11 protein-coding genes and 1 tRNA gene are annotated in these 10898 nt (G+C 66.0%); 7 read left to right on the top strand and 5 right to left on the bottom strand.

Translation table 11 applies throughout. The annotated features are described in order from the left end of the window. Window positions 1–41 precede the first annotated feature (41 nt). Window positions 42–1904, top strand: coding sequence for a Cdc6/Cdc18 family protein (locus tag BLS11_RS14570; RefSeq protein ID WP_092538470.1), 1863 nt, complete (start codon window positions 42–44; stop codon window positions 1902–1904). Window positions 1905–1956: 52 nt separating this feature from the next. Here BLS11_RS14570 and BLS11_RS19495 read toward each other — a convergent pair whose 3' ends face one another. Further along, window positions 1957–2913, bottom strand: a complete 957-nt coding sequence (locus tag BLS11_RS19495; RefSeq protein WP_175454461.1) for a S26 family signal peptidase — start codon at window positions 2911–2913, stop codon at window positions 1957–1959. A gap of 116 nt (window positions 2914–3029) precedes the next feature. On the opposite strand from BLS11_RS19495, the gene BLS11_RS14580 reads away from it, so the two are divergent. Beyond that, window positions 3030–4604: a DNA-directed DNA polymerase II small subunit gene (locus BLS11_RS14580; protein ID WP_092538471.1), complete on the top strand. Its 1575-nt coding sequence runs from the start codon at window positions 3030–3032 to the stop codon at window positions 4602–4604. A 30-nt stretch (window positions 4605–4634) separates the two neighbouring features. Here the strand turns inward: BLS11_RS14580 and BLS11_RS14585 are convergent, their stop codons facing one another. Beyond that, a complete protein-coding gene (locus BLS11_RS14585; RefSeq protein WP_092538472.1) occupies window positions 4635–5075 on the bottom strand; it encodes a hypothetical protein in 441 nt (146 codons plus the stop codon). A gap of 269 nt (window positions 5076–5344) precedes the next feature. Between BLS11_RS14585 and BLS11_RS14590 the strand changes: the two genes are divergently transcribed. Further along, window positions 5345–6523, top strand: a complete 1179-nt coding sequence (locus BLS11_RS14590) for an aspartate kinase (RefSeq protein ID WP_092538473.1) — start codon at window positions 5345–5347, stop codon at window positions 6521–6523. A 41-nt stretch (window positions 6524–6564) separates the two neighbouring features. Here BLS11_RS14590 and BLS11_RS14595 read toward each other — a convergent pair whose 3' ends face one another. Both BLS11_RS14595 and BLS11_RS14600 read right to left on the bottom strand, forming a co-directional pair. Continuing rightward, window positions 6565–7224, bottom strand: coding sequence for a metallophosphoesterase family protein (locus BLS11_RS14595; protein WP_092538474.1), 660 nt, complete (start codon window positions 7222–7224; stop codon window positions 6565–6567). Window positions 7225–7282: 58 nt separating this feature from the next. Then, window positions 7283–7885, bottom strand: a complete 603-nt coding sequence (locus BLS11_RS14600; RefSeq protein ID WP_092538475.1) for an IMP cyclohydrolase — start codon at window positions 7883–7885, stop codon at window positions 7283–7285. A gap of 133 nt (window positions 7886–8018) precedes the next feature. Here BLS11_RS14600 and BLS11_RS14605 point away from each other — a divergent pair. After that, a tRNA-Gln gene (locus BLS11_RS14605) sits at window positions 8019–8091 on the top strand. Between the two features lie 146 nt (window positions 8092–8237). Next, window positions 8238–8630: a DoxX family protein gene (locus tag BLS11_RS14610; protein ID WP_092538476.1), complete on the top strand. Its 393-nt coding sequence runs from the start codon at window positions 8238–8240 to the stop codon at window positions 8628–8630. Between the two features lie 84 nt (window positions 8631–8714). On the opposite strand, the gene sod is transcribed toward BLS11_RS14610, so the two are convergent. Then, a complete protein-coding gene (gene sod, locus BLS11_RS14615; protein WP_092538626.1) occupies window positions 8715–9314 on the bottom strand; it encodes a superoxide dismutase in 600 nt (199 codons plus the stop codon). Between the two features lie 204 nt (window positions 9315–9518). Here sod and BLS11_RS14620 point away from each other — a divergent pair, with 204 nt between their 5' ends. Continuing rightward, window positions 9519–10268 (top strand): pirin family protein, encoded by a 750-nt coding sequence (locus BLS11_RS14620; protein ID WP_092538477.1) that lies wholly within the window; start codon window positions 9519–9521, stop codon window positions 10266–10268. Window positions 10269–10336: 68 nt separating this feature from the next. After that, window positions 10337–10747, top strand: a complete 411-nt coding sequence (locus BLS11_RS14625; RefSeq protein ID WP_092538478.1) for a DUF8048 family protein — start codon at window positions 10337–10339, stop codon at window positions 10745–10747. Window positions 10748–10898: the final 151 nt, after the last annotated feature.

Here is a 10898-nt window from a genome sequence, read left to right on the forward strand (position 1 = left end):
CTGCGGCCCGCTTTCCACTCGAAATTGGGGGGTATGCACGTATGGACGAAGACACTCCGCGCGACAGGGACGCAGACGAAGACGGCACAGAGCGCGGCGGACAGGAACCACAGCATAGTAGCGAACCGAACAGCGACGCATCGGACGACGACGAATCGAACAGCACCGCATCGAACAGTGACGCACCGACCGGGGAGGGATCGAAAAACGACGCATCGGCCGGCGACGACTCGACCGCGGACGGCGACTCGACCGCGGACGGCGACTCGGCCGCAGACGAGACTGCCGGTCGGACCGTCGACGGCGACGAACGAGGCGGGCCGTCCCGCGGGACGCAGTCCGACGACGCGGCCGAACGGGGGTCGTCGGACCGCCGGCCGGAGTCCGGGGACGACCCGGTCACGGCCGAAGACATCGACATCAGAGAGAGCATCGGCCCCTCCGCGGCGTCGGACGGGACGGACGACGGGTCGCCGGACGTGAGCCTCGACGAAGTCGTCCTCGACGACGACGACGGCGACAGTCGCGGCCTGTTCGACGACCTGCTGTCGGGCGAACCCATCTTCGAGAACAAGGAGGTTCTCCGCCCCTCGTACACGCCGCACGAACTCCCCCACAGAACCGAGCAGATAAATCAGATGGCGACGATTCTCGTCTCCGCCCTCCGCGGGGAGACGCCGTCGAACATCCTCATCTACGGGAAGACCGGGACCGGGAAGACGGCGAGCGCGAAGTTCGTCAGTCAGGAACTGGAATCGACCTCGCAGAAGTACGACGTTCCCTGCGAGGTGGAGTACATCAACTGCGAGGTGACCGACACGCAGTACCGCGTCCTCGCACAGTTGGCAAACAAGTTCATCGAGAAGAACGAAGCGTACATCGAACGCGAACTCGACCGCCTCCGCGACTTGCGCGCCCGCGCCGCGGAGTCGGTGAACGAACTGACCGACACCGACTTCGACTCCGTCGCCGCCGTCGAACAGCGGATTTCGCAGCTCGAAGAGGACTTAGAGGAGATGGAGGCGGTGCCCATGACGGGGTGGCCGACCGACCGCGTGTACACGACGTTCTTCGACGCGGTGGACTACAACGAACGCGTCGTCGTCATCATGCTCGACGAGATAGACAAACTCGTCGAGAAATCGGGCGACGACACCCTCTATAACCTCTCGCGGATGAACTCCGAACTCGACAACTCCCGCATCTCCATCATGGGTATCTCGAACGACCTGAAGTTCACCGACTTCCTCGACCCCCGCGTCAAATCCTCTCTCGGCGAGGAGGAGATCGTGTTCCCGCCGTACGACGCGAACCAACTCCGCGACATCCTCCAACACCGCTCCGACGTGGCGTTCAAAGACGGCGCACTCACCGACGACGTCATCCCCCTCTGTGCCGCCTTCGCCGCGCAGGAACACGGCGACGCGCGGCGCGCACTCGACCTTCTGCGGACCGCGGGCGAACTCGCGGAACGCGGCCAGTCCGACACCGTCGAGGAGGCGCACGTCCGGCAGGCCCAAGACAAGATAGAACTCGACCGAGTGGTCGAAGTCGTCCGGACGCTCCCCACCCAGTCGAAGATCGTCCTCTTTTCGACCATCCTCTTGGAGAAGAACGGCGTCCGCAACATCAACACCGGCGAGGTGTTCAACATCTACAAGCGCCTCTGTGAGGAGATAGACGCCGACGTGCTCACCCAACGGCGCGTGACCGACCTCATCTCGGAACTCGACATGCTCGGCATCGTCAACGCCGTCGTCGTCTCGAAGGGACGCTACGGCCGCACGAAGGAGATCTCGCTTTCGGTCCCCATCGACGAAACCGAGGCGGTCCTCCTCTCGGACTCCCGACTCGGCGATATCGAGAACGCGCAACCGTTCGTCCAAGCCCGGTTCGACAACTAATAGTCATCACTGATGTAAGTCAACCAGTCTGAACCATTCGTTCGACTGGAACTTACGCGCCAGCGAGTCGCGGACCGAACGTCGTCTCCACCGTCGCGTTCCCGCCCGTATCGAGCGTTCTCACCTCGAGTAGTGTCTCCCGCGTGGACTCGAAGCGAAGGGGTTCGGAATCGACAATCGACGCGGGACCGTCAACCGACGGTGACTCACCCACGGACGGTGACTCGTCCACGGCCGATGACTCGTCCACGGCCGATGACTCGCCCACGGACGATGGCTCGTCCACCGACGCCGGAGTATCGACGGGCGTCGAGAGGAACAGTCCCGCGAGTTTCAGTCGGACGTAGCCGAGGTACGGGACGCGGATGTGGGCGACGCCCTCTATCCACTCCTTCTTGACCGGTTCCGCGATATCGCTGGCTTGGTCGTACTGCGAGTTGGCGTCGCCCTTCGTGATGAACCCCGCGTGCGGCGCGGGGCAGTTGTCCAGTTCCGCGCAGTTGTCCGCGTTCACGTAGTCGGGGTTCGCCTCGCTGTACCAGTTTTCGCCCTCCTCGACCCAGAAGTGAGCGCGGTGGATTATCGGCGACCCGAACCGGGAGGGCGGGTCGTAGACGACGACGGACCCGTTGCCGCCGAGCGTTCGGTACCCCCTCTCCTCGCCGACTTCCACCGGAACCACGCCTGTCTGTTCGACGGCGTACTCCGGACTGAACCGGTCGGGGTCGCTGATGAAGACGAGGTCACCCCGCTCCATGTGCGGTTCCATGCTCCCGCTCTCGACGGCGACCATCGGCGGCCAGACGCCGCTAACGAGGTAGAGCAACAGGCCAATAGCGACGACGACGGAGAGACTGACCGCCACTTCGCGGACGAACACCAACGCCCCCGTCTCCGCCGTCCGAAGTCGAGTGAAGAAGTCGTCCGCATCCCCCGACTCCCCTCTCGCCTCGGGTGAGAGAGGCGGGGGGTCCGCGTCACCGCCCGACTCCTCCTCGTCGTGAGTCATCGCTCCCGGCTTCGCCGTCGCCGGGTTTCAACTTTCTGGGCAGGGAGTCTCGTCCGACCGAGACGTTCCGTTCAGCGTTTCAATACGCTTTTCTTGTGCCTCCGCTTTCGACCGGTGTGCCTCTGGAGACGCCGTCGCGCATCGTGCAGGAACTCGCTCGTCACGGCTACAACGCCGAGAGGGAGGCCGTGACGCTCATCGCCGGTGCCGCCGACCCGGCGACTGCGCTGGCGCGCGCGGTGGAAGAAGCGGGCGACGACGCGTTCCGCGTCACCGCCGCCGACGTTCGGGCGGTCCTCGACGCGGCGCGTTCGGCGGACGCGGAGACGACGCCCTCGCCGACGGCGTCTCCGACCGGCGATTCGACACCCGCCCCCGACCCCTCCGTTTCGAGTGGAGACCCGGGCGACGGAGCCGCGGCGAGAGCGATAGAGACTCCAGACGAAACGACGGGAGGACGGCGAAGGCGGGAGGCGAACCGGTCGCCGGTTCCCGTCGATATCGCGGGCGACATCACCGGGCAGAGCACCGGAACCGGCGAGTACGCCGACTTCGTGAAGGTGTTCAAGGACCGCTACGAGCGGCTCTCCTCGCACCTCCGCGGGCGGGTGAACCACCGCCCCGCCGAGGCGATTCAGCGGATGTCCGGCGGGAGCGACGCCGCGATGATCGGACTCGTCAACGACATCCGCTCGACGGCCAGCGGACACTGGCTCGTCGAACTGGAGGACACGACGGGGACGTTCCCCTGTCTGGTGATGAAAGACCGCGACTTCGCCTCGCAGGTGGACGAACTCCTCATGGACGAGTGCATCGCCGTGGAGGGAACGCTCGCGGACGACTCCGGCATCATGTTCGTCGATTCGATGCACTTCCCGGACGTGCCGCGGACGCACGCGCCGAACACGGCGGACCGCCACGTGCAGGCGGCGCTCATCTCCGACGTCCACGTCGGCAGCCAGGAGTTCATGGCCGACGCGTGGACCAACTTCACCGACTGGCTCCACACCGAGGAGGCCCACGCCGTCGAGTACCTCCTCATCGCCGGCGACATGGTGGAGGGCGTCGGCGTCTACCCGAATCAGGACGAGGAACTCGACATCATCGACATCTACGACCAGTACGAACGCTTCTCGGAGTACCTCAAGCAGGTGCCCGGCGACATCGAGATCGTGATGATTCCGGGGAACCACGACGCCGTCCGCCTCGCGGAACCGCAACCCGGGTTCGACGAGACGCTCAGAGACATCATGGACGTCCACGACGCCCGCATCTCTGGGAACCCCTCCCTCGTCACCGTCGAGGGCGTGAAAGTGCTGATGTACCACGGCGTCTCCTTGGACGAGGTCATCGCCGAACTCCCCGAGGAGAAGGCCAGTTACGACGAACCGCACAAGGCGATGTACCAACTGCTGAAGAAGCGCCACGTCGCCCCGCAGTACGGGGGGCACCTCCGACTCGCGCCCGAGGAGAAGGACTACCTCGTCGTCGACGACGTGCCGGACATCTTCCACACCGGCCACGTCCACAAACTCGGCTGGGGGAAGTACCACAACGTCCTCGCGGTCAACTCCGGATGCTGGCAGTCTCAGACCGACTTCCAGAAGTCCGTCAACATCGACCCCGACGCGGGGTACGCGCCCATCGTGGACCTCGATACGCTCGATATGACCGTCAGAAAGTTCGCCTGACCCTCCCGGCCGACCCGCCGGCGGACCCCTTCAGTTCGGGTCGAGACTGTACCGGACGGTCGGCCCGCCGTCGAACTGCGGGCCGGGACCGTCGGCGGTGAACCCGGCGTTCTCGACCGCCTCCCGAACGTCGTCGTCCGCCTCGGAGACGACGAACTCGACGGTCATCCCCTCGCGGGCGGCGAACCGGACCGGCTCTCCGAGGAGTCGTTCGCACGCCTCGACGGACCCGCCGAGTTGAGTGACGTGGACGGTCTGACCGCTCACGTCGAAGGAGACGAACCCCAGAAGCGACGAGTCGGCCGAGTCGGTGTCGGTGTCGACGTTCGGGTCGGTTCCGCCCTGTTTCTTCTCCGCCACGCGGACCGTCCTGTCGTGGACGACGTTTCGCATCACGTCCACCGGCGAGTCCGCGATGGCGGCGAGTTCCGGAGCGTCAGCCTCGACAGCGTCGCGCACGTCCGCGTCCATGGCGGTCGTACAGTTCGACTCGGCTTAAATACACGTACGTTTCCGAGAAGGCGACACTCGATTTCGGTGAGACGTTTCGGCTTCCGCGCGGAACGAACGCCCACCGGGGGTCGCGTTCTCGCCCGCGGGATACTATGGTATCTGCACCTGTCGGCTTCGGCAACGGTTGAACGTGGAGACACAGTTATACGCTATCCCACGTTAGCCCCCGCCATGTTCGAGCACCAGTCTCTACGCTCTCGTCCGGAAATCGAACCGGGGGTCGACCGATGCGCGTAGTCGCGAAGTTCGGCGGCACCTCGCTCGGAAGCGGCGACCGAATCAACCGCGCGGCCGACTCCATCGCCGCCGCGGTGGGGCAGGGCCACGAAATCGCCGTCGTCGCCTCCGCGATGGGGAACACGACGGACGACCTCTTAGAGGAGATTCAGTTCGAGGCGGAGGACCGCGACCGGGCCGAAATCGTCTCGATGGGCGAGCGAACCAGCGTCCGCATGCTGAAGGCCGCCCTCTCCTCTCGCGGCGTCGACGCCCTGTTCGTCGAACCCGGTAGCGACGAGTGGCCCGTCATCACGAACGACCTCGGCGAGGTGGACGTCGAGGCGACTCGGCGACGCGCGGCGGAACTGGCCGCCGAGTTGGACGGCGTCGTCCCGGTCATCACCGGTTTCCTCGCGCAGAACCACGACGGCGAGATAACGACGCTCGGCCGCGGCGGGTCCGACACCACCGCCGTGATGCTCGGCAAGTACATGGGCGCCGACGAAGTCGTCATCGTCACCGACGTCGAGGGCGTCATGACCGGCGACCCGCGCGTCGTCGAGGGCGCGCGCAACGTCGGGCGCATCACCGTCGACGAACTCCGCAACCTCTCGTTCCGCGGCGCGGAAGTCGTCGCGCCGTCCGCCCTGTCGTACAAGGACGACGAACTCGCGGTCCGCGTCGTCCACTACCAGCACGGCGACCTGCTGACCGGCGGCACCCTCATCGAGGGGGAGTTCGAGAACCTCATCGATATGCAGGACGACTCCCTCGCCTGCATCACCGTCGCCGGGCGGTCGATTCGGAACCGACAGGGCATCCTCGCGGACCTCTCGGAGTCGCTTCGGGACGCCAACATCAACATCGACGCCGTCGCCTCGGGGATGGACTCGGTGACGTTCTACGTCACCGAGGACCGCGCCGAGGAGGCCGAGAACCTGCTTCACTCGAAAGTCGTCGCCGAGGACACCCTCTCGTCGGTCACCGTCGACGACGACGTGGCCGTCATCCGCGTGACGGGCGGGGAACTCCCGAACAGTCCGGGCGTCATCCTCGACATCGTCCAACCCATCTCGGAGGCCGGCATCAACATCCACGACGTCATCACCTCCGCCACCTCCGTCGCCATCTTCGTCGCGTGGGAGGACCGCGAGCAGACGCTCAAGATAGTCCAAGACGAGTTCTGAACTCGCGACACTCGCTTTTCGCGAGTAACCTACTCTGCGCTTTACCGCCCGTCGTACAGTCTGAGACCGATTCGCTCGGGGAGGCCGGCGTCGTTCACCGCCTCGACGACTTCCTCGATGTCGTAGTCCACGCGGTGCTCTTCGACGGTCAGGTCGTCTAAATCGACCACCGCGTAGGCGGCGCGGTGGTCGCCGTCGCGCGGTTGGCCGACGCTGCCGGGGTTCATCACGACGCCCTCGTCGAACGTCTCGTGGCCTTGGACGTGGGTGTGGCCGAGGACCAGTACGTCCTCGTCGCCGAGCATCCGAGCGCTGAACTCGTCGGGGTAGGTGTAGCGGTCCGGGTCCTCGGGGTGGCCGTGGACGAGTTTCACGCGGCCGTCGCAGGCGAGACGTTCGTCGGGTAGATCCTGCAACCACGCCAAGGCGTCGTCGTCCAACCGGTCGCGGGCGTACTCGACGCCGGCGGCGGCCATGGAGTTGAACCGGAACGCCGACCCCGAGGCCACCGCCCGGTCGTGGTTGCCCATCACCGTCGGGACGCCGCCGTCGCGCATCGCCTCGACGCACTCCGCCGGCCACGGGTTGTAGCCCACCACGTCGCCGGCGTTGACGAGTGCGTCCACGTCGGGCATCTCCGAGAGGACGGCGTCCAACGCGACTTTGTTCCCGTGCACGTCCGAGATGACGCCGACTCGCATGGCTCCGAGTAGGGTCGCCAGCGGGAAAAATTCGCGTCCGTTCCGTCGCGCGCCGCGACTACTCCCCGTCGCCGTCGGGGCCGTTCTCGACGGCCACCGCCACCTCGCCGTCGCGGTAGGTGACGCCCGCGGCGCAGACGGCGTGTTCGTACTCCATCTCGTAGACGCCCGACGCCGCGGACTCGGCGTCTGACGCCTCGAACTCGACGGGCGTCGGCGCGTCCTCCTCGTAGGTGGCGACCAGCGTCGGTTCCGAGACGGCCTTCACGAGGAGGGCGTCGCGGCGGACGACGCCGACGTACGAGTCCTCCTCTGCGTCGTCGTCGGTGACGACACCGGCGATTCGCGGCGTGTCGTAGTCGTCCTTCTCGTAGTCGAGGGCAAGAAGCGACTCCGCGAGGGCGTCGCGGGCGGGGTAACCTAAGTCGAGTTTCTCCGCGATAGGATCGACGTGGGACCCGTTGCCGACGACGACGGCGTCGCCGCCCTCGCGGACGCAGTTGTAGGAGATGTAGGGGTTGTCGCTCTCGGGGGCGTCCGGCGTCGGCGCGACGGTGAGCGTTCCGTCGCGGTCGACGATGCGGCGGTTCGGGAACGAACGGGACGAGACGCGGTACGCGCCGAAGTCGGGGCCGACGACGATGAAACGTCCGACGTACATACACGAGGGTGTACAGGACACGGGTAAATAGATGGTGGATTATGCACGTTCGGCCGCTGTGGGGCGTGTTCGCACGGTAATCCGAACGCGCAACGCTTACAAACCCCGACGGGGTACGTAGGGGTGCAACCCTAGTCCCATGGGGTAGTGGCCAATCCTGTTGCCTTCTGGGGGCAACGACCCAGGTTCGAATCCTGGTGGGACTACTTCGATTCTACGGCGTCAAACCGCGTAGCGGTGCTTTTCGTACCACAACCGGACGAGACTCGTGAACGATTCGTCGCCGACGCAGATACCGGAAAGTCCGTCGGCAAGCCCGGCCGTTATCCTCTCTCCGCCCGTACCCCGTTTCGTGTCCGAAACCGACTCACAGACCCGCGGTGCACCGTCCCGTCTCGGTCGCCTCCTCTTTGCGAGCGGACTCGCGACGCTCGCGCTCCGAAACCTGACGAACTTGGAGGGCCGAATCGCCTACGCCGACGCGAAGGGCGTCCCCGAGGCGGACAAACTCGTCCCCGCCGCCAGCGGCCTCCTCTTCGGCGGGAGCATCGGAATCGGCCTGTGGAAGTTCCCGAGACTCGCGTCGGCGAGCGTCGCGACGTTCCTCGCGGGCGTGACGCCCGTCATGCACGACTTCTGGGCCGTCGACGAGGAGTCTCGCGGCGAAGAACTCACGTCGTTCCTGCAGAATATGACGCTGCTCGGCGCGGCTATCGCCTTCTTCATGCGGGCGAACGAGAACTGAACGCGTTCCGTTCGACCGCCACGTCACCCCGTTCGCACCGAGCGTAGAGAGGGACCCACGGTAGAGGATTCCCCCGCGGTACGCTTACTCGAAGAGTTCGACGGCCTGCTCGTAGCGCGCGGACGGCTCCTCCCAGTCGACGACCTCGAAGAAGTTCGAGACGAAGTCGCCGCGGGCCGGGCCGTAGTCGTGGTAGTAGGAGTGCTCCCACACGTCGAGCGCCAGAATCGGATGCCAACCCCAGAGCGCGCCCTGGTCGTGCTTGTCGACGACGACGTTGCGCAGTTGGTTCGAGAACGAGTCGTACACCAAGAGCGCCCAGCCGCCGGCGTTACCCGCGGCGGCCTCGAACTCGCCCTTCCAGGCGTCGTAGGAGCCGAAGTCCTCCTCGATGCGGTCGCGGAGGTCACCCGAGGGCTCGTCGCCGCCCTCCGGCGACATCGAGTTCCAGAACAGGTCGTGGAGGATGTGCCCCGACCCGTTGTGGGTGACGTTCCGAATCGCGCCGGGCGAGGAGGAGAAATCGCCGTCCTCGCGGTTGGCTTCGAGCGTCTCCTCGGCGGAGTTCCAGCCGTTGACGTAGCCCTGGTGGTGGGTGTCGTGGTGCCACGTCAGCACCTGCTCGGAGATGTGCGGTTCCAGCGCGTCGTAATCGTACGGAAGGGGGTCGAGTTCGTAGCTCATTATTGCGTCTTCGACTATCGCTCGTGCGGCCATGAAGATTTCCTGAACCGCATTTTGGTAGCCGCGCTGTCTCTTCGCCATCCCGGCCGGAAACACCCGAAACTCTCCGTCTGAGGCGTTCCGAGAGCGCGTATGTCCGATGGACGACCGGTTTCGGTTTCCGCTTACTCGGCGCTTATCCGTCGGCGACCGCTCGGAGACGGTATGGACACAGACGAGACGGCGACGAGTCGGACCGACCCGGTTTCGGGCGAGACGGTTCGACACGGGAGCGGAGTGAACTCGAATCGAGCGTTCCCGACGAACGCGTACCCGGCGCACCTGGACCCGTTCGTCCTCTTCGAACGCTTCTACATCGACCCGAACGCCGGGTTCCCGATGCACCGCCACGAGGGATTCGAGATAGTCTCCTACATGCTCGAGGGCGGGATGGACCACGAGGACTCCCTCGGCGTCGAACACACCGCCTACGCGGGCGACGGGATGCAGATCACGGCCGGGGGCGGCATCCAGCACTCCGAGTTCTCCGCGGACGGTGACGCCTGTAACGGCCTGCAACTGTGGGTGAACCTCCCGCGCGCGGAGAAGGACGCCGACGCGGACTACGCGGACGCGTCGGCCGAGGAACTCCCGACGGAAGAGTCGGACGGCGCGACGGTGACCACCGTCGTCGGCGACGGTTCGCCCCTCGAACTCCGCACGCCGATGGAGTACCTCGACGCCCGCGTCGCCGACGCGTGGACGTGGTCGGTTCCGGACGGGTGGTCGGGCTTCCTCTACGGCGTCTCCGGCGAGGGAACCGCCGACGGGGACGCCTTCGGCGAGGGCGACGTGCTCCCCGTTTCGGACGCCCGAGACGTCGAACTTCGGACCGAGACGACCCTCCGCGCCGTCGCCGTCTCCGGACGACCGCACGGGGAGCCGATTCGCCTGCGGGGCCCCGTCGTGCGCTAGGAGTCGCCCCGAAACCGCGGAGTCGCCGTTAACTCTCTATGGGTGCCGCGTGAACCAGTTCGATACCCGTGACAGACCACCAGCACCCGTTTTCGTCCGACCGAGTCGCGGACGCGGCGGACGAGCACGACGTGTCGGAAGCGGAGGTAGCGGAGACGCTCGAACGCGTACAGGAGGCGCTCGAACGCACCGACGACACCTACGAGTTCTCTTCGCAACACAACTACGGGTGGCACGACGACGACGCCTACTACCTCTACGGGGACGGCATCTGGACGACGCTCCGGGAGCAACTCTCGCTCTCGGAGGAGAACCTCGCCGCGGCCCGCGCCGTTCACCGCGGGGCGATGGTCGATTCCGCGGCGGAACGCGACAGGCGGGACTCCCTCGAAGAGATGTTCGAGGAGGGGAACGAACCCCTCGTCGTGGAGAACGACGGAGAGGGACCGCCGCGGTTCGGACAGGGGTTCTCCGTGTAGGCGCGGGGCGTCCGGAGCGCGCTCGAATCCCGCCGCTATCCCACGCTCCCGCCGTCTTCGCGTCCGAACTCCGCTCGGGCGTCCGTGCTCGCTATCGTAAGGTATTCAACCGACGACCCGCTACGAGGAAGTCACCGGTAGTCCCGACGGG

The organism is Halopelagius longus (genome assembly GCF_900100875.1).
Lineage (GTDB): Archaea > Halobacteriota > Halobacteria > Halobacteriales > Haloferacaceae > Halopelagius > Halopelagius longus.

Excerpts from the sequence above, each read along its gene's own strand:
- BLS11_RS14570 (WP_092538470.1), top strand. The coding sequence starts at position 42 with ATGGACGAAGACACTCCGCGCGACAGGGACGCAGACGAAGACGGCACA.
- BLS11_RS19495 (WP_175454461.1), bottom strand. The coding sequence starts at position 2,913 with ATGACTCACGACGAGGAGGAGTCGGGCGGTGACGCGGACCCCCCGCCT.
- BLS11_RS14585 (WP_092538472.1), bottom strand. The coding sequence starts at position 5,075 with ATGGACGCGGACGTGCGCGACGCTGTCGAGGCTGACGCTCCGGAACTC.
- BLS11_RS14590 (WP_092538473.1), top strand. The coding sequence starts at position 5,345 with ATGCGCGTAGTCGCGAAGTTCGGCGGCACCTCGCTCGGAAGCGGCGAC.
- BLS11_RS14595 (WP_092538474.1), bottom strand. The coding sequence starts at position 7,224 with ATGCGAGTCGGCGTCATCTCGGACGTGCACGGGAACAAAGTCGCGTTG.
- BLS11_RS14600 (WP_092538475.1), bottom strand. The coding sequence starts at position 7,885 with ATGTACGTCGGACGTTTCATCGTCGTCGGCCCCGACTTCGGCGCGTAC.
- sod (WP_092538626.1), bottom strand. The coding sequence starts at position 9,314 with ATGAGCTACGAACTCGACCCCCTTCCGTACGATTACGACGCGCTGGAA.
- BLS11_RS14620 (WP_092538477.1), top strand. The coding sequence starts at position 9,519 with ATGGACACAGACGAGACGGCGACGAGTCGGACCGACCCGGTTTCGGGC.